General features: G+C 72.6%; 17 protein-coding genes. All 17 read left to right on the forward strand.

Annotation, left to right across the window (positions count from 1 at the left end; genetic code table 11):
• Window positions 1–211 precede the first annotated feature (211 nt).
• Complete coding sequence (gene efp / locus Q7T15_RS02610) at window positions 212–775, forward strand: elongation factor P (RefSeq protein ID WP_055861127.1); 564 nt, start codon at window positions 212–214, stop codon at window positions 773–775.
• Window positions 776–1,201, forward strand: coding sequence for a transcription antitermination factor NusB (gene nusB / locus Q7T15_RS02615; RefSeq protein WP_304692998.1), 426 nt, complete (start codon window positions 776–778; stop codon window positions 1,199–1,201).
• Between the two features lie 158 nt (window positions 1,202–1,359).
• The gene (locus tag Q7T15_RS02620) at window positions 1,360–2,175 is read left to right on the forward strand and encodes an ABC transporter ATP-binding protein (protein ID WP_304693000.1); all 816 of its coding nucleotides are present in this window, start codon (window positions 1,360–1,362) and stop codon (window positions 2,173–2,175) included.
• An 85-nt stretch (window positions 2,176–2,260) separates the two neighbouring features.
• A complete protein-coding gene (locus Q7T15_RS02625) occupies window positions 2,261–3,292 on the forward strand; it encodes an aliphatic sulfonate ABC transporter substrate-binding protein (protein ID WP_370689083.1) in 1,032 nt (343 codons plus the stop codon).
• 2 nt (window positions 3,293–3,294) lie between these two features.
• Window positions 3,295–4,173, forward strand: coding sequence for an ABC transporter permease (locus tag Q7T15_RS02630; RefSeq protein WP_304693004.1), 879 nt, complete (start codon window positions 3,295–3,297; stop codon window positions 4,171–4,173).
• Between the two features lie 67 nt (window positions 4,174–4,240).
• Window positions 4,241–4,771: a bifunctional pyr operon transcriptional regulator/uracil phosphoribosyltransferase PyrR gene (pyrR, locus tag Q7T15_RS02635; protein ID WP_304693006.1), complete on the forward strand. Its 531-nt coding sequence runs from the start codon at window positions 4,241–4,243 to the stop codon at window positions 4,769–4,771.
• Window positions 4,768–5,721 (forward strand): aspartate carbamoyltransferase catalytic subunit, encoded by a 954-nt coding sequence (locus Q7T15_RS02640; protein ID WP_304693008.1) that lies wholly within the window; start codon window positions 4,768–4,770, stop codon window positions 5,719–5,721. The genes pyrR and Q7T15_RS02640 overlap by 4 nt, the downstream gene beginning before the upstream one ends.
• Complete coding sequence (locus Q7T15_RS02645) at window positions 5,718–7,058, forward strand: dihydroorotase (RefSeq protein ID WP_304693010.1); 1,341 nt, start codon at window positions 5,718–5,720, stop codon at window positions 7,056–7,058. The genes Q7T15_RS02640 and Q7T15_RS02645 overlap by 4 nt, the downstream gene beginning before the upstream one ends.
• The gene (locus Q7T15_RS02650; protein WP_304693012.1) at window positions 7,051–7,602 is read left to right on the forward strand and encodes a hypothetical protein; all 552 of its coding nucleotides are present in this window, start codon (window positions 7,051–7,053) and stop codon (window positions 7,600–7,602) included. The genes Q7T15_RS02645 and Q7T15_RS02650 overlap by 8 nt, the downstream gene beginning before the upstream one ends.
• A complete protein-coding gene (gene carA, locus Q7T15_RS02655; protein ID WP_304693013.1) occupies window positions 7,599–8,813 on the forward strand; it encodes a glutamine-hydrolyzing carbamoyl-phosphate synthase small subunit in 1,215 nt (404 codons plus the stop codon). The genes Q7T15_RS02650 and carA overlap by 4 nt, the downstream gene beginning before the upstream one ends.
• Window positions 8,813–12,109 carry a carbamoyl-phosphate synthase large subunit gene (gene carB, locus Q7T15_RS02660; RefSeq protein WP_304693015.1) on the forward strand — a complete coding sequence of 1,099 codons (3,297 nt, stop codon included), beginning with the start codon at window positions 8,813–8,815 and terminating at the stop codon, window positions 12,107–12,109. Before carA ends, carB begins: the two co-directional genes overlap by 1 nt.
• Window positions 12,106–12,939, forward strand: coding sequence for an orotidine-5'-phosphate decarboxylase (gene pyrF, locus Q7T15_RS02665; RefSeq protein WP_304693017.1), 834 nt, complete (start codon window positions 12,106–12,108; stop codon window positions 12,937–12,939). The genes carB and pyrF overlap by 4 nt, the downstream gene beginning before the upstream one ends.
• On the forward strand, window positions 12,936–13,841 hold the full coding sequence (gmk, locus tag Q7T15_RS02670; protein WP_304693019.1) for a guanylate kinase: 906 nt from the start codon (window positions 12,936–12,938) through the stop codon (window positions 13,839–13,841). Before pyrF ends, gmk begins: the two co-directional genes overlap by 4 nt.
• A gap of 87 nt (window positions 13,842–13,928) precedes the next feature.
• Entirely contained in the window at window positions 13,929–14,186 is a 258-nt protein-coding gene (gene rpoZ, locus Q7T15_RS02675; RefSeq protein ID WP_182489899.1) for a DNA-directed RNA polymerase subunit omega, read from the forward strand.
• A 10-nt stretch (window positions 14,187–14,196) separates the two neighbouring features.
• A complete protein-coding gene (gene coaBC / locus Q7T15_RS02680) occupies window positions 14,197–15,405 on the forward strand; it encodes a bifunctional phosphopantothenoylcysteine decarboxylase/phosphopantothenate--cysteine ligase CoaBC (RefSeq protein ID WP_304693022.1) in 1,209 nt (402 codons plus the stop codon).
• Between the two features lie 60 nt (window positions 15,406–15,465).
• A complete protein-coding gene (gene metK, locus Q7T15_RS02685; RefSeq protein WP_304693024.1) occupies window positions 15,466–16,659 on the forward strand; it encodes a methionine adenosyltransferase in 1,194 nt (397 codons plus the stop codon).
• 47 nt (window positions 16,660–16,706) lie between these two features.
• Window positions 16,707–18,374, forward strand: a 1,668-nt coding sequence (locus tag Q7T15_RS02690) for a primosomal protein N' (RefSeq protein ID WP_304693026.1), incomplete at its 3' end; no start/stop codon positions are given.

Genomic DNA, 18,374 nt, shown 5'->3' on the forward strand with positions numbered 1-18,374 from the left:
CCGTTTCTGACGAACCAGGCCCGTCACGATGCCCTCGCGCCCTGGCTTGAGCATTACAACTACGCTCGAGCACACACCGCCTGCGGAGGCCAACCACCGATCAGCCGAGTGTCACCAACGTCATGACCGAGTACATCTAGCACTCGACTAGACTTCCACGTCGGCGTGCACCCACGTCGAGACCAGCACGGAAACGGATACCCCAACGCTCATGGCCACGACGAACGACATTAAGAACGGCAGCGTTCTCAGCATCGACGGGCAGCTCTGGAACGTCGTCGAGTTCCAGCACGTCAAGCCCGGCAAGGGCGGGGCCTTCGTGCGCACCAAGATGCGCAACGTCCGCTCGGGCAAGCTCGTCGACAAGACGTTCAACGCCGGCCTCAAGGTCGACTTCGCTACGGTCGACCGCGGCGACTACCAGTACCTGTACCAGGACGGCGCCGACTTCGTCTTCATGGACACCACCGACTACGACCAGGTCACCGTTCCGGCCGCGATCGTGGGCGACGCCAAGAACTTCATGCTTGAGAACCAGATGGTCACGATCGCCATGCACGAGGGCGAGGCGCTCTACGTCGAGCTGCCCGCCTCCGTCGTGCTCGAGGTGACGTACACCGAGCCCGGCCTCCAGGGCGACCGCTCGACCGGCGGCACGAAGCCCGCGACGGTCGAGACGGGCTACGAGATCCAGGTGCCCCTCTTCCTCGAGACCGGCACCAAGGTCAAGGTCGACACGCGCTCCGGGGACTACCTCGGCCGCGTCACCGAGTAGGTGGGCGCCCGCACGAAGGCCCGCAAGCGGGCCCTCGACATGCTCTTCATCGCCGACGTCCGCCAGTCGACGCTCGACGAGATCCTTCGCGAGGAGGGCGAGCGAGCGGCGGCCCAGCCGCAGCGCTCGTCGAGCTGGCCCTACGCGCACGACATCGTGCGCGGCGTGGCCGACAACGGCGAGGCGATCGACCGGCTGATCGAGTCGCACGCCGTCGGCTGGAGCCTCGCCCGCATGCCCGCCGTCGACCGCGCGATCCTGCGCGTCGCCGTGTGGGAGCTCGTGCACAACCCCGACGTCCCCGCGGCCGTCGCGATCGACGAGGCGGTCGAGTTCGCGACGGTCCTCTCGACCGACGAGTCCTCCGGCTTCGTCAACGGCGTGCTCGGCGCGATCGCCGACGACCTGCACCGCTCCGCCTCCTAGCGGCTCGGCCCCCCAGCGGCTCGGCTCGCGCGCGGCGTCCCCGATCCGGGCGGATGCCCGCGGCGGCTCCGAGGCGGAATGTGACGTCGTGTGTCGTCGCGTTTCGTCGCGTTGCGCGGGCTTTTGTCACCGCTCCGACGGATCCGTACCGTCGGAGCATGACCTCGATCGCGCCCGCTCCGACGCAGACGACCCCGGCCCTGCCGGTGTCGCTCAACGGCGTCGGCCGGGCCTTCCCGGGTGCTCCCGGCGAGCCCGAGCGGCTCGTCCTCCGCGACGTCGAGCTCAAGATCGCTCCGGGCGAGATCGTCGCGCTCCTCGGCCCCTCCGGCTGCGGGAAGTCGACGCTCCTCCGACAGATCTCGGGTCTCGACCGCCCGACCGCCGGGTCGCTCACGATCGACGGCACGCGGATCGCGGCGGCCGATCAGCGCTGCGCCGTCGCCTTCCAGGAGCCCCGGCTCCTGCCCTGGCGCACCGTCGCTCGGAACATCGAGCTCGGCCTCCCGCGCGGCACCGACCGCGCCGCGGGTCGCGCGCGCGTCGCCGAGCTGCTCGACCTCGTCCAGCTCACGCACGCCGCCGACCTCAAGCCCCGCCAGATCTCGGGCGGAATGGCGCAGCGCGTGTCCCTCGCTCGGGCCCTCGCCCGCAACCCGGGGGTCCTCCTGCTCGACGAGCCCTTCGGCGCTCTCGACGCGCTCACGCGCCTGACGATGCAGGATCTCCTCGTCGACATCCACCGCGCCGAGCCCGCGACGATCGTGCTCGTCACGCACGACGTCGACGAGGCTCTCGCCCTCGCCGATCGCATCGTCCTCCTCGGCACGCGCTTCGACCGCCCGGGCGCGACCATCAGCCGCATCCTCGAGGTGCCGGGGAAGCGCCCGCGCGACCGCGCCTCGACGGTGCTCGCGCGACTCCGGGCCCAGCTGCTCGACGCCCTCGGGGTGCCGAGCCACCACGACCGCTAGACCGCACGACCGCACCACGGCATCACCCGCAGGACCACCCCACACCACCACCGCCGGTCGCTCCGACCGACAACCGAAAGGCACCATGATGACCTCCCGCTCCCGTCTGACCCTGCTCACCGCGACGCTCGCCGCGGCGGCCATGGCCATGACCGGCTGCGTCGCGGGAGAGGGCGCCGCCGCGCCGGCCCCCGTCGAGGGCGCCGAGTGGTCGAGCTCCGAGCTCACGCTCGACTTCGCCACCTACAACCCGCTCAGCCTCATCATCAAGGAGCAGGGCTGGCTGGAGGACGAGCTCGGCGACGACGTCACCGTCACGTGGGTGCAGTCAGCCGGCTCGAACAAGGCGAACGAGGCCCTGCGCGCCGGCGCGATCGACGTCGGCTCGACGGCCGGCTCGGCCGCGCTCCTCGCGCGCTCCAACGGGAGCCCCATCCAGGTGATCGACATCTACACGCAGCCCAACTGGGCCGCGATCCTCGTCCCCACCGGCTCCGACATCGACTCCGTGGAGGACCTGAAGGGCCGCACGGTCGCCGCGACCAAGGGCACCGACCCCTACTTCTTCCTCCTGCAGTCGCTCGAGGAGGCCGGGCTCTCGCTCACCGACATCAACCTGCAGAACCTGCAGCACGCCGACGGCAAGACGGCCCTCGAGACCGGCGCCGTCGAGGCGTGGTCGGGCCTCGACCCGCTGCTGTCGACCTCGGTCGCGAACGGCGCCGCCGAGATCATCTACGACAACGTCGACTTCAACTCGTACGGCTTCCTCAACGCCACCGAGGACTTCATCGAGAACCACCCCGACCTCGCGCAGCTCGTCGTGAACGCGTACGAGAAGGCGCGCGCCTGGGCTCTCGAGAACCCCGAGGAGACCGCGGCGATCCTCGCCGAGGTCGCGGGCATCGACATCGCCGTCGCCGAGGCGACGATCGAGCGCACCGTCATCGACATCGACCCCGTGCCGGGCGACGCGCAGCGCGACGTCCTCGCGGTCATCGGTCCGATCTTCGTCGAGAGCGGCGACGTGCCGAACCAGCAGCTCATCGACGACGCGCTCGAGTCGCTCTTCAACGACGAGTTCGCCACGGCCGCCGACCCGGACGAGGTCGGCTGAGCATGAGCTTCGACGAGCGCGGCGGCGCTCCGGTCCTGCGCCCCTCCACGACCACGGAGGGGCGCAGTCCCGCGTCGCGGAACGGACGCAAAGATCCGGCTCAGGGGGCACCGGCACGGGGTCGGCGGCGCATCAACGGCGCGACGCTCCTGCTCGGCGCGGTCGTCCCCGCCCTGCTGCTCACGATCTGGCTCTTCGCCTCGGAGGCGACGGCGATCCCCGACTACCTCCTGCCGTCGCCGGCGCAGGTCGTCGGCGCGGGCGTCGAGCTCGCGAATCAAGGGCTCCTCGGCACGTACATCCTCATCTCCCTCCAGCGCGTCCTCACGGGGTTCGCGATCGGAGCGAGCATCGGTCTGGCCCTCGGCGCGCTCGTCGGGCTGTCGGGTCTCGCCGACCGGATGCTCGCGCCGACGCTCGGCGCCATCCGAGCTGTCCCGTCGCTCGCGTGGCTGCCGCTCCTCACGGTGTTCCTCGGCATCTTCGAGACGCCGAAGATCACCCTCATCGCGATCGGCGCGGCATTCCCCGTCTACACGACGGTCTCGGCCGCGCTCCGCCACGTGGACCCCCACCTCGTCGAGGCCGGGCGCGCCTTCGGGCTCGGGAGGCTGGCCCTGCTGACGACCGTCCAGCTGCCGGCCGTCGTGCCGTCAGTCATCTCGGGACTCCGGCTCGCTCTCGCGCAGGCGTGGCTGTTCCTCGTCGCCGCCGAGCTGCTCGCGTCCTCGATGGGGCTCGGCTTCCTGCTCACCGATTCAGCGAACAACGGCCGCACCGACCGCATCTTCCTCGCGATCCTGCTCCTGGCGATCCTCGGCAAGACCTCCGACGCCCTCGTCGGGCTGGGGGAGAGGGCCCTGCTCAAGCGCTGGAGCTGACCCGCTAGACTGGGCGCGTTCGACCTACTTTAAGCACCGTCCTGCGAGGCGGGGAAGGAGGTCAGGAGTGACAGCACGCACCGTGCTCCACGACGCTGACATCACGCGCGCTCTGCGCCGCATCGCCCATGAAGTGCTGGAATCCCGGCGCGGCGATGGCCGTCTCGTCTTCCTCGGCATCCCGACGCGCGGCACCGTCCTCGCCGAGCGGATCCAGCGCCTCGTCGACGAGATCGAGCCCGGCACCTCAAGCGTCGGCTCGCTCGACATCACGCTCTACCGCGACGACCTCGCCCGCACGCCCACGCGCGCCCCCGCGCCGACGCGCATCCCCGACGAGGGCATCGACGACGCGATCGTCGTCCTCGTCGACGACGTGCTCTACTCCGGGCGCACCGTGCGCGCCGCGCTCGACGCCCTCGCCGACCACGGCCGCCCCCGCGCGGTGCGCCTCGCCGTGCTCGTCGACCGCGGTCACCGCGAGCTGCCCATCCGCGCCGACTTCGTCGGCAAGAATCTGCCGAGCTCGACGAGCGAGCGCGTGAGCGTGCGGCTCGCCGACGTCGACGGCGTCGAGGAGGTGACGATCGAGCCGTGAAGCACCTTCTGAGCACACGCGACCTCGACCGCGAGACGGCTGTGGGCATCCTCGACATCGCGGAGGACATGGCGCGCACCGCCGACCGGGAGGTCCGCAAGCTGCCGACCCTCCGCGGCAAGACGGTCGTGAACCTCTTCTTTGAGGACTCCACGCGCACGCGCCTGTCGTTCGAGTCGGCCGCCAAGCGCCTGAGCGCCGACGTCATCACCTTCAGTGCGAAGGGCTCGAGCGTCTCGAAGGGCGAGAGCCTCAAGGACACCGCGCAGACCCTCCAGGCGATGGGCGCCGACGCGATCGTCGTGCGGCACCACGGCTCGGGCGCCGCGCACCTGCTCGCCCACGCCGGCTGGATCGACGCGCACGTGCTCAACGCGGGCGACGGCACGCACGAGCACCCCACGCAGGCCCTCCTCGACGCGTTCACGATGCGGCAGCGGCGCTACGGCGCCGACTCCCGCGGTCGCGATCTGAGCGGGATGCGCGTCGTCATCGTCGGCGACGTCGTGCACTCGCGCGTCGCGCGCTCGAACGTGTGGCTGCTGTCGACGCTCGGCGCCGAGGTGCACCTCGTCGCGCCGCGCACGCTCCTCCCGAGCGGCGTCGAGTCGTGGCCGGTGACCGTCCACGAGCACCTCGAGCCCGCGCTCGCGCTCGACCCGGACGTCGTGATGATGCTGCGCGTGCAGCAGGAGCGCATGCACGCCGCCTTCTTCCCCTCCGGCCGCGAGTACGCGCGCGAGTGGGGGCTCACCGCCGAGCGGTTCGCCGCACTCGGCCCCGATACGATGGTCATGCACCCCGGCCCGATGAATCGGGGGCTGGAGATTTCGTCCGCGGCCGCCGACTCTTCGGCGTCGACGGTGCTCGCTCAAGTCACGAACGGGGTGTTCATCCGCATGGCAGTGCTCTACCTCCTCGTCGCCGGATCGTCGGAGGAGCGGGCATGACCGGTCTCCTGATCCGCGGCGCGACCCTCCTCGGCGAGACGCGCGAGGACATCCGCATCCGCGGCGGCCGCATCGCCGCGACGGGCCGCCTCAACGCCGAGCTCGACGAGCGCGTCATCGACGCCGACGGCCTCGTCGCCCTTCCGGGCCTCGTCGACCTCCACACCCACTTGCGCGAGCCCGGCGGCGAGGCGAGCGAGACCGTCCTGACCGGGACGCGCGCCGCCGCCGCGGGCGGCTACACCGCCGTCTTCGCGATGGCCAACACCTCGCCCGTCGCGGACACCGCGGGCGTCGTCGAGCAGGTGCACGCGCTCGGCCTCCAGCACGGCTTCGCGACCGTGCGCCCCATCGGCGCGGTGACCGTCGGGCTCGAGGGCGAGCGCTTGAGCGAGATCGGCGCCATGGCCCGATCGCGCGCCGAGGTGCGGGTGTTCAGCGACGACGGCAGGTGCGTGCACGACGCGCTCCTCATGCGCCGCGCGCTCGAGTACGTCGCGACCTTCGACGGCGTCATCGCGCAGCACGCGCAGGAGCCCCGCCTCACCGAGGGCGCCCAGATGAACGAGGGCGCGCTCTCCGGCGAGCTCGGGCTCGCCGGCTGGCCCGCCGTCGCGGAGGAGTCGATCATCGCCCGTGACGTGCTCCTCGCCCAGCACACGGGCGCCCGCCTGCACGTCTGCCACGTCTCGACCGCGGGCAGCGTCGAGGTGATCCGGTGGGCGAAGGCGCGCGGCATCGCCGTGACCGCCGAGGTGACTCCTCACCACCTGCTGCTCACCGAGGAGCTCGCGCGCGGCTACGACGCGCGCTTCAAGGTCAACCCGCCGCTGCGGCGCGACGACGACGTGCGCGCCCTCCGCGAGGCCCTCGCCGACGGCACGATCGACATCGTCGCGACCGACCACGCGCCGCACCCCGCCGAGGCGAAGGAGTGCACGTGGGCCGAGGCCGCCTTCGGCATGGTCGGCCTCGAGTCGGCCCTGCCCGTCCTGCAGACGACGATGATCGAGACGGGGATGCTCACCTGGGAGCAGGTCGCGCGCGTCATGTCGAGCGCGCCCGCCGCGATCGGGCGACTCAACGGCTACGCCGACCCGCTCACCGAGGGCGCGCCCGCGAACGTGACGCTCGTCGACCCCGCCGCACGCGGCACCTGGTCGACGGGAGACCTGCGCGGCCGCTCGACCAACACTCCCTACGCGGGAGTCGACCTCGCCGGCGCGATCGTCTCGACCGTCCACGGGGGAGTCGCCACCGTCCTCGACGGCGCGCTCCGGCCCGCCGACGAGGTCGCGAGCGCCGCCGCGCGGCAGCGGGAGGCCGCTCGTGGATAGGACCGTCTCGACGACGATCATCGTCGCCGTCGTCCTCCTGGCTCTCGCGCTCATGCTCATCGGCTGGCGGCGGCGCGCGGGCCGGCAGGCCGACATCGGCGCGCCCCGACCCGTGCCCGTCGCGATCGGCGAGGCGAGCATCCGCGTGCCCGTGCTCTACGTCGCGACGACGCGCGCGGGCGCCCCGCTCGACCGCGTCGCCGTCCACGGTCTCGGCTTCCGCGCGCGCGGCGAGATCGCCGTGCACCCCGAGGGCGCCGTCATCGCGATCGACGGGCGCGCGCCCTGGTTCGTCGAGCGCGGCGACGCGCGCGGCGTCGGCCGCGCCACCTGGACCATCGACCGCGTCGTCGAGGAGGGCGGGCTCGTCATGCTCGCCTGGACCCTCGGCGAGGCCCCGGTCGACAGCTACTTCCGCGTCACCGACGCGTCGGACGTCGACGCCACGGCCGAGCTGCTCGCCGCCCTGGCGACGCTCGCGCCGAGCATCCCGCCCGATGACGCACCGGAGACGCCCGCCCCGACAGAAAGGCACCCCTCGTGACCCACGCCCCCGCCTACCTCGTGCTCGAGGACGGCACCCGCTACCGGGGCCGCGCGTACGGCGCCCGCGGCCGAGCGCTCGGCGAGGCCGTCTTCGCGACCGGCATGAGCGGCTACCAGGAGACCCTGACCGACCCCAGCTACGCCGGGCAGATCGTCGTGCAGACCGCGCCGCACATCGGCAACACGGGCATGAACGATGAGGACCCGGAGAGCCGCCGCATCTGGGTCGACGGCTACGTCGTGCGCGACCCCTCGCGCATCGTCTCGAATCACCGCGCCGTGCGCAGCCTCGACGACGAGCTCGAGGCGCAGGGCATCGTGGGCATCAGCGGCATCGACACGCGCGCGCTCACGCGGCGGCTGCGGGATGCGGGCGTCATGCGCGCGGGAATCTTCTCGGGCGACGACGCGGCCCTCGACCCCGACACGCAGCTCGCGGAGGTCCGCGCGAGCGCGGCGATGAACGGCCGCAGCCTCTCGGCGGAGGTCTCGGTCGACGAGGCCATGGTCGTGCCGGCCGTCGGCGAGAGCATCGGCCGGCTCGCCGTGCTCGACCTCGGCGTCAAGGCCTCGACCCTGCGCCACCTCGCCGAGCGCGGCTTCGAGGTGCACGTGCTGCCGCAGTCGACGACGATCGACGAGCTGCGCGCTCTCGACCCCGTCGCGGTGTTCTACTCGAACGGCCCGGGCGACCCCGCCGCGAGCGACGCGCACGTGAGCCTGCTGCAGGACGTCCTGAAGGACGGCACGCCCTTCTTCGGCATCTGCTTCGGCAACCAGCTGCTCGGCCGCGCCCTCGGATTCGGCACCTACAAGCTGCCGTTCGGTCACCGCGGCATCAACCAGCCGGTGCTCGACAAGCAGACCGGCCGCATCGAGATCACGGCGCACAACCACGGCTTCGCCGTGGACGCGCCCGTCGAGGGCGTCGTCGACAGCCCCGCCGGGTTCGGCCGCGTCGAGGTCAGCCACGTCGGCCTCAACGACCAGGTCGTCGAGGGCCTCCGCGCTCTCGACATCCCCGCGTTCTCGGTGCAGTACCACCCCGAGGCCGCCGCCGGGCCGCATGACTCCACCTACCTCTTCGACCGCTTCCGCGCGATGGTCAGCGATGCGCTGCTCAAGGAGAAAGGCACCGACGTGCCTTTCGACGGCAGCGACTCGCTTCCTCGCGCAACGCAGAACAACCAGAACGAAGGCACCGACTAATGCCGAAGCGCGACGACATCAACTCCGTGCTCGTGATCGGCTCCGGCCCGATCGTCATCGGTCAGGCGGCCGAGTTCGACTACTCCGGCACCCAGGCCTGCCGCGTGCTGCGGGCCGAGGGCATCCGCGTCATCCTCGTCAACTCGAACCCCGCGACGATCATGACCGACCCCGACTTCGCCGACGCGACCTACATCGAGCCGATCACCCCCGAGGTGATCGAGGCGATCATCGCGAAGGAGAAGCCCGACGCCGTCCTCCCGACGCTCGGCGGCCAGACGGCCCTCAACGCGGCGATCGCCCTGCACGACCGGGGGATCCTCGAGAAGTACGGCGTCGAGCTCATCGGCGCCTCCTTCGACGCGATCCACAAGGCGGAGGACCGCCAGCTGTTCAAGCAGCTCGTCCTCGACGCCGGCGCCGACGTCGCGCGGAGCCACATCGCGCACACGGTCGAGGAGGCCGTCGGCTTCGCCGAGGACCTCGGCTACCCGCTCGTGATCCGCCCCTCGTTCACGATGGGCGGGCTCGGCTCGGGCTTCGCCTACGACCGCGAGCAGCTCGAGCGCATGGTCGCCGACGGCCTGCACCAGTCGCCCACGACCGAGGTCCTCCTCGAGGAGTCGATCCTCGGCTGGAAGGAGTACGAGCTCGAGCTCATGCGCGACCGCGCCGACAACACGGTCGTGGTCTGCTCGATCGAGAACGTCGACCCCGTCGGCGTCCACACCGGCGACTCGATCACCGTCGCCCCCGCTCTCACCCTGACCGACCGCGAGTACCAGAAGCTCCGCGACATCGGCATCCGCATCATCCGCGACGTCGGCGTCGACACGGGAGGTTGCAACGTGCAGTTCGCCGTCGACCCCGCGACGGGCCGCGTGATCGTGATCGAGATGAACCCGCGCGTCTCGCGCTCGAGCGCGCTCGCCTCCAAGGCGACTGGGTTCCCGATCGCGAAGATCGCCGCGAAGCTCGCGATCGGCTACCGCCTCGACGAGATCCCCAACGACATCACCAAGGTCACGCCGGCGAGCTTCGAGCCCACGCTCGACTACGTCGTCGTCAAGGTCCCGCGCTTCGCGTTCGAGAAGTTCCCCGGCGCCGACGCGGGCCTCACGACGACCATGAAGAGCGTCGGCGAGGCCATGGCCATCGGGCGCAACTACGCGACCGCGCTGCAGAAGGCGCTCCGCTCGCTCGAGAAGCGGGGGAGCAGCTTCCACTGGGCGGGCGAGCCCGGAGACAAGGATGCGCTCCTCACGATCGCGTCGACGCCCACGGACGGGCGCATCGTCACGGTGCAGCAGGCACTGCGGGCGGGAGCGAGCATCGACGAGGTCTTCCAGGCGACGGGCATCGACCCGTGGTTCGTCGACCAGATCGTCGCGATCAACGAGCTCGCCGAGGTCATCCGCACCGCCGACGCGCTCGACCCCGAGCTCATGCGCGAGGCGAAGGAGCAGGGCTTCAGCGACGCCCAGCTCGCCGAGCTGCGCGGCCTGACCGAGCGCGACATCCGCGCCATCCGGCACGCGAGCGGTCTGCGACCCGTGTTCAAGACCGTCGACACGTGCGCGGGCGAGTTCCCCGCCCTGACGCCGTACCACTACTCGAGCTACGACCTCGAGACCGAGGTCGCACCGAGCGACGCGCGCAAGGTCGTCATCCTCGGCTCGGGCCCGAACCGCATCGGCCAGGGCATCGAGTTCGACTACTCGTGCGTGCACGCGAGCTTCGCGCTGCGCGACGCGGGGTTCGAGACGATCATGATCAACTGCAACCCCGAGACGGTCTCGACCGACTACGACACCTCCGACCGGCTCTACTTCGAACCCCTCACTCTCGAGGACGTCCTGGAGGTCGTCCACGCGGAGGCGCAGAGCGGCGAGCTCGTCGGGGTCATCGTGCAGCTCGGCGGCCAGACCGCGCTCGGCCTCGCGCACGGCCTCGCCGACGCCGGCATCCCGATCCTCGGCACGAGCCCCGATGCGATCGACCTCGCGGAGGAGCGCGGCGCGTTCTCGCGCATCCTCGACGAGGCCGGACTCATCTCCCCGCGCAACGGCACGGCGACCGACGTCGATTCCGCCGTCGCCGTCGCCGAGCAGATCGGCTACCCCGTGCTCGTCCGGCCGAGCTTCGTGCTCGGCGGCCGCGGGATGGAGATCGTCTACGACTCGGGCTCGCTCGTCGACTACTTCGACCGCGTGCGCGATCAGGCGATCATCGGACCCGGCATGCCGCTGCTCGTCGACCGCTTCCTCGACGACGCGGTCGAGATCGACGTCGACGCCCTGTACGACGGCGAGCGGCTCTACGTCGGCGGCATCATGGAGCACATCGAGGAGGCCGGCGTGCACTCCGGAGACTCCGCATGCACCCTCCCCCCCGTGACGCTCGGCCGGGGCATCATCGACCGCGTCCGCGACGCGACGCTCGCCATCGCCGAGGGCATCGGCGTGCGCGGCCTGCTCAACGTGCAGTTCGCGATCGGCGCGGGCGTGCTCTACGTCCTCGAGGCGAACCCGCGTGCCTCGCGCACCGTGCCCTTCGTGTCGAAGGCCCTGGGGATCCCCCTGGCCAAGGCTGCGAGCCTCGTGATGGCGGGGTCGAGCATCCGCTCGCTCATCGATGGCGGTCTGCTGCCCGAGACCGACGGGTCGACGGTGCCGATCGACTCGCCCGTCGCCGTCAAGGAGGCCGTGCTGCCCTTCAAGCGCTTCCGCACGGTCGAGGGCCGCATCGTCGACAGCGTCCTCGGCCCCGAGATGCGCTCGACCGGCGAGGTCATGGGCATCGACCGCGACTTCCCGCGCGCGTTCGCGAAGAGCCAGATCGCGGCGTTCGGGGGGCTGCCGCAGTCGGGCACCGTCTTCGTGTCGGTCGCCGATCGCGACAAGCGCGCGATCGTGCTGCCGGTGCTGCGGCTCTCGCAGCGCGGCTTCGCGATCTGGGCGACGCAGGGCACGGCCGAGGTGCTCGCGCGCTACGGCATCCCGACGCGCGTGGTGCGCAAGCACTTCGAGGGCCAGCAGGCGCCCGAGGGCGCCGAGCCGTCGGTCGTCGACCTGATCGACGCGGGTGAGATCGACATCGTCATCAACACCCCCTCCGGGCGCAGCGCTCGCGCCGACGGCTTCGAGATCCGCACCGCCACGGTCGCGGCCGACAAGCCGCTGTTCACGACGATCGCGCAGGTCGGCGCCGCGGTGGCCTCCATGGAGGGCGGCGACGAGCCCGTGACCGTCACGAGCCTGCAGGACTACGCGATCGCCCGGGCCGAGCGCGCATGACGGGTCTCGGGGCGCGCCTGCGGGCGGCGACGGATGCTCGAGGCCCGCTGTGCGTCGGCATCGACCCGCACGCCGCCCTCCTGCGCGCCTGGGGTCTTCCCGACTCGGCGGCGGGCGCGCGCGAGCTCGCCCTGACGGTCGTGGACGCCGCCGCGCCCCGCGTCGGGATCGTCAAGCCGCAGGCGGCGTTCTTCGAGCGCTTCGGGTCGGCGGGCATCGCCGTTCTCGAGGAGGTCATCCGCGTCGCGCGCGCGGCCGGGCTCCTCGTGATCGGCGACGCGAAGCGCGGAGACATCGGCTCGACCGCCGAGGGGTACGCCGCCGCGTGGCTCGCCGGGGGCGCGCCGCTCGAGAGCGACGCCCTCACGGTCGCGCCGTATCTCGGCCTCGGCGCGCTCGATCCGCTCATCCGCATCGCGCAGGAGGCCGGCAACGGCGTCTTCGTCCTCGCCTCGACCTCGAACCCCGAGGGCGTCGTGGTGCAGTCGGCGCGCACGGCCGACGGCGGAACGGTCGCCGCGACGATCGCGCGCGAGGCGGCCGCACGCAACGCAGGGGCAGCCGCGACGAGGGAGTGGGGCGACATCGGCGTCGTGATCGGCGCGACGCGCCCGCTCGCCGAATCCGGGATCGCCGCGGACGCTCTCGCCGCGACGCCCATCCTCGCCCCCGGCTTCGGCGCGCAGGGCGCCCGACTGGCCGACATCGGCGCGATCTTCGGCGCGGCGGCCGCGACGGTCATCCCGAGCGTCTCCCGCAGCGTGCTCGAGGCGGGCCCCGAGGGCATCGCCGCGGCGATCGACGCCCACCGGGCGGAGCTCTCGGCATGACCGCCGACGGCATGCCCGAGGTCGACCGCGCGGCCGCCTCGCGCGCCGCGGTCGCCGCGCGTCGCGCGCGCGCGGAGGTCAAGGAGGACGTCCGGGCCGGGCGCCGCTCCGCGCTCGACGTCGCCGAGTCCGCATGGCGCGATCCGAACGGCGTCGAGGGCGGGATGCGCGTCCGCGACCTCCTCACGACCCTCAAGGGCCTCGGCCCCACCCGCTCGCTCACGATCCTCGACCGACTGGGCATCGCGCCCGTCAAGCGCCTGGGCGGACTCGGCCATCGGCAGCGCGCGGCGCTGCGCGAGTGGCTCAAGCAGCGCTCGGCCGTTCCCGGCCACGGCCGGCTCGTCGTCCTCGCGGGCCCGACCGCGGTCGGCAAGGGCACGGTGTCGACATTCATCCGCGAGAACTTCCCCGACGTCCTGCTGAGCGTGTCGGCGACGACGCGCCGCCCCCGCCCGGGCGAGGTCGACGGCGTGCACTACTTCTTCGTCGACGACGGCCGGTTCGACGCGATGGTCGACGGCGACGAGTTCCTCGAGTGGGCGGTCGTGCACAACCTCTCGCGGTACGGCACGCCGCGCGGCCCCGTCCAGGAGGCGCTCGCGAGCGGTCGCAGCGTCCTCCTCGAGATCGATCTCGACGGCGCGCGCCAGGTCCGAGCCGCGATGCCGGAGGCGACGCTCGTGTTCCTCCTCCCGCCGAGCTGGGAGGAACTGGTGCGCCGCCTGGTCGGTCGCGGCACCGAGAGCCCCGAGGAGCAGGCCCGCCGACTGGAGACCGCGCGCGTCGAGCTCGCCGCCCAGGACGAGTTCGATGTGCTCGTCGTCAACGATGATGTGCGCCGCGCGGCCGCGGAGGTCGTAGACTTGCTGGCAGTGCCCGGAGCGCCGTCGCGCGCCTGAGCGCTCGCACGCCGCCCCTCGGCAGCACTGCCGACCGGCCCACGAGGCCCGCGGCACGCCACGGAACGAACGATCTACGGAGCAGACATGGCTGACAAGTCCAAGGGAATCATCGACCCGCCCATCGACGAGCTCCTCTCGAAGGTCGACTCGAAGTACCAGCTCGTGATCTTCGCCTCGAAGCGCGCGCGCCAGATCAATGACTACTACGCCGACCTCCACGAGGGCAGCCTGTTCGACAACGTCGGCCCGCTCGTCGACTCGACCGTCGACGACAAGCCGCTCTCCGTCGCGCTGCACGAGATCAACGAGGACAAGCTCGTCCTCACCCGCCTGGCCGACTGAGGCTGATCGCGTGACCGCGGTCGAGGGCGCCGACCGGCGCCTCACGATCGTCGTCGGCATCACCGGCGGCATCGCGGCGTACAAGGCCGTCGGCGTCGCCCGCGCCCTCGTGCTCGCGGGCCACGACGTCCACATCGTCGCGACCGAGGGCGCCCTGCGCTTCGTCGGGCGGCCGACGCTCGAGGCGATCAGCCGCAACCCCGTGCACACCGACCTCTACGAGGGCGTCGCCGAGGTGCGGCACGTCGCGCTCGGGCAGCGCGCCGATCTCATCGTCATCGCGCCCGCGACGGCTCACACGATCGCCTCGCTCGCCGCCGGCCTCGCGGGCGACCTCCTCGGCACGACCGTCCTCGCCTCGCGGGCCCCCCTCGTGATCGCGCCCGCGATGCACACGGAGATGTGGGAGAACGCGGCGACGCGCGCGAACATCGCGACGCTGCGCGAGCGCGGCGTGACGATCGTCGGGCCGGCATCCGGCCAGCTCACCGGGCAGGACTCGGGCGCGGGCCGCATGAGCGAGCCCGACGAGATCGCGGCCGCCGCCCTGCGCGCGGCGGGCCCGCGCGACCTGGTCGGCCGCCGCATCCTCATCTCGGCCGGGGGCACGCGCGAGCCCCTCGACCCCGTGCGGTTCCTCGGGAACCGGTCGAGCGGTCGGCAGGGCGTCGCCCTCGCGCAGGCCGCCCTCGCCCGCGGCGCCAACGTCACCCTCGTCGCCGCGCACCTCGAGGTCGACGCGCCGCACGGCGCCGCCGTCGAGCACGTCGGCACGACCGGCGAGCTGCTCGCGACCATGCGCCGCCTCGCCCCCGCGCACGACACGATCATCATGGCCGCCGCGGTCGCCGACTTCCGGCCCCGCGAGGTCGCCGAGGGCAAGATCAAGAAGGACGCGACCGGCGACACGCTCTCGCTCGAGCTCGAGCGCACGCCCGACGTCCTGCAGACGCTCTGCACCGAGCGCGCGGAGGGCCAGCGCATCGTCGGCTTCGCGGCCGAGACCGAGCAGGATGCCGAGGCCCTGCGGGCCCTCGGGGCGGCGAAGGCCGCGCGCAAGGGCGTCGACCTCCTCGTCGTCAACCGCGTCGGCTGGAGCGAGGGCTTCGGCACGACGACCAACGACGTCATGGTCCTCGACGCGGCCGGTACCGTGGTCTCCACAGCCTCGGGCGACAAGCTGTCGGTGGCCGACCGTATCCTCGACGCGCTCGCCTGAACCGCCGCGCCCCGCGCTGCAGCCCCACCGCCTCCTCCATCACGACGGGATCCGATCGTCATGTCCGACCTCCGCCTCTTCACCTCCGAGTCCGTCACCGAGGGGCACCCCGACAAGATCTGCGACCAGGTCTCCGACTCGATCCTCGACGCCCTCCTCACGGTCGACCCGCACGCGCGCGTCGCCGTCGAGACGCTCGTCACGACGGGGCTCGTGCACGTCGCCGGCGAGGTCACGACCTCGGGGTACGTCGACATCCCGGGCATCGTGCGCCAGCGCGTCACCGACATCGGCTACACCTCCTCCGACGTGTGGTTCGACGGTCGCTCGTGCGGCGTCTCGATCTCGATCGGCGGACAGTCGCCCGACATCGCGCAGGGCGTCGACGACGCGTTCGAGCGCCGCGAGCAGTCGAGCGCCGACGCGGGCGACGCGCAGGGCGCAGGCGACCAGGGCATCATGTTCGGCTACGCCGTGACCGAGACCTCGCAGCTCATGCCGCTGCCGATCTGGCTCGCCCACCGCCTCGCCGAGCGCCTCGCGACCGTGCGGAAGACCGGCGAGCTCGACTACCTCGCCCCCGACGGCAAGACGCAGGTGACCGTGGGCTACGAGGGCCAGACACCGCGCACGATCGAGACGATCGTGCTCTCGACGCAGCACGCCGAGCGCGTCTCGACGGCGCAGCTGCGCGACGAGGTGGAGGCGCACGTGATCCGCCCCGTGCTCGAGGAGCACGGCTTCGGCGATCACGCGCCCCGCGTGCTCATCAACCCGACGGGCCGGTTCGTCATCGGTGGTCCGCAGGGCGATGCGGGCCTCACGGGCCGCAAGATCATCGTCGACACCTACGGCGGCGCCGCGCGTCACGGCGGCGGTGCGTTCTCGGGCAAGGATCCGTCGAAGGTCGACCGCTCGGCCGCGTACGCGATGCGCTGGGTCGCGAAGAACGCCGTCGCCGCGGGTCTCGCCGACCGGCTCGAGGTGCAGGTCGCGTACGCGATCGGCACGGCATCGCCCGTCGGCCTCTACGTCGAGACGTTCGGAACCCATCACGTGCCCGAGAGCCGCATCATCTCCGCCATCCGCGAGGTCTTCGATCTCCGGCCCGGAGCGATCGTGCGCGACCTCGACCTCCTGCGCCCCGTGTACGCGCAGACCTCGACGTACGGCCACTTCGGCCGTGAGCTGCCCGGCTTCACCTGGGAGCGCACCGACCGCGTGGACGACCTCCGCTCCGCCGCGGGGCTCTGAGCGCGCCGATCGGCACGGGCGGCGACGCGAGCGGAAGGAGCGAGGGCATGAGCGCTGAGCTCGACGGCCTGAGGCTCGACCGCGCCGCGCCGACCGCCGCGCCCCTAGCGGCCCGCGCTCCCGCGGGGGGCCCGCAGCGCATCGCGCGCGTCCTCCTCGACTCCCCGCTCCCGCAGCTCGACCGGCTCTTCGACTACCGCGTGCCCGAGAGCCTGCGCGATCGCGCCGTCCCGGGCGTGCGCGTGGCCGTGCCGCTGCGCGCGGCCGGCCGGCAGGCGGCGGGCTACCTCGTCGAGATCTCGGATGCGCAGTCGTTCGAGGGCGTGCTGAGCGAGCTCGGCGACGTCGTCTCCGACGCGCGCGTCCTCGACCCCGCGGTCTACCGCCTCATCCGCCGCGCCGCCGACCGCGCGGCGGGCACGGCGAGCGACCTCGCGCGCCTCGTCATCCCGAGCCGGCAGGTGCGGGTCGAGAAGGCATGGCTCGCGGCGCGGGAGGCGGCGGAAGCGCCGACCGAGCGGGTCGAGCCCTCCTCGGCGGTAGTGAGTCCGTCGCTCACCGGGTACGCCGCCGATGCGCTCCCGCGACTGCTCGACCCCACCGCCCCCGATCCCGGTCGCCGGATCGCTCTCACCGCGATCGCGCACCCCGTCGAGGTCGCCGGGCGGTGGATGCCCGCCGCCGCTCGCACCCTCGCCGAGCTCGCCGCCGCGACCGTCGCGATCGGCCGCTCGGCGATCATCGCCGTGCCCGACTACCGCGACGTCGAGCACGTCGCCCACGCACTCGCCGCCCTCCTGCCGGACGAGGACATCGCGCGCATCGATGCGGGCCAATCGACGGCCGACCGCTACCGCGGCTTCCTGCGCACGCTCGAGGCCCGACCGCTCGCGATCCTCGGCACGCGCGCCGCCCCCGCGGCGCCCGCCCACGAGCTCGGCCTCATCGCCCTCTGGGACGACGGCGACGGACTCATGGCCGAGCAGCACGCCCCAGGTGTGCACGCGCGCGACCTGGCGCTGCTGCGGCAGTCCGACGCGGGTTGCGCACTCGTCCTCGCCGCGCATGCGCGCAGCACGGAAGTGCAGCGGCTCGTCGAGGTGGGGTACGTGCGCGCGGTCGCTCCGGCCACCCGGCACCGGCGGCGCATCACGCCGACCGCTCAGCAGGTGGGCGCCGACGGGCCTGCCGCGCAGGCCCGCATCCCGTCGACCGCGTGGCGCGCCGTGCGGGAGGCCCTCGATGCGGGGCCTGTGCTCGTGCAGGTCTCGCGCCCCGGGTACGCGCCGCGGCTCGCGTGCACCGAGTGCGGCGAGACGGCCCGCTGCCGGTCGTGCCGCGGCCCGCTCGCGCTCCGCCGCAGCGGCACGGCGCCGTCGTGCCAGTGGTGCGGCGCGCTCGCGATCGACTGGGCGTGCTCGACGTGCGAGTCGACGCGCTGGCGCACGGTGGGCCGCGGCTCCGCCCGGACGGCCGACGAGCTCGGCCGGGCATTCCCGGGCGCGCGCATCGTGGTCTCCGACGGCGACACGCCCGTGCAGAGCATCGCCGCGGGCCGCACGGTCGTCGTCGCGACGCGCGGCGCCGAGCCCGTCGCGGAGGGCGGCTATCGCGCGGTGCTGCTCCTCGACGGCGAGCGGATGCTCGCCCGCGAGTCCCTCCGCGTCGTCGAGGACTGCGTCCGCTGGTGGTGCACCGCCGCCGCCCTCGCCGCG

Origin of the sequence: Microcella sp. (assembly GCF_030645145.1) — a bacterium.
Lineage (GTDB): Bacteria > Actinomycetota > Actinomycetes > Actinomycetales > Microbacteriaceae > Microcella.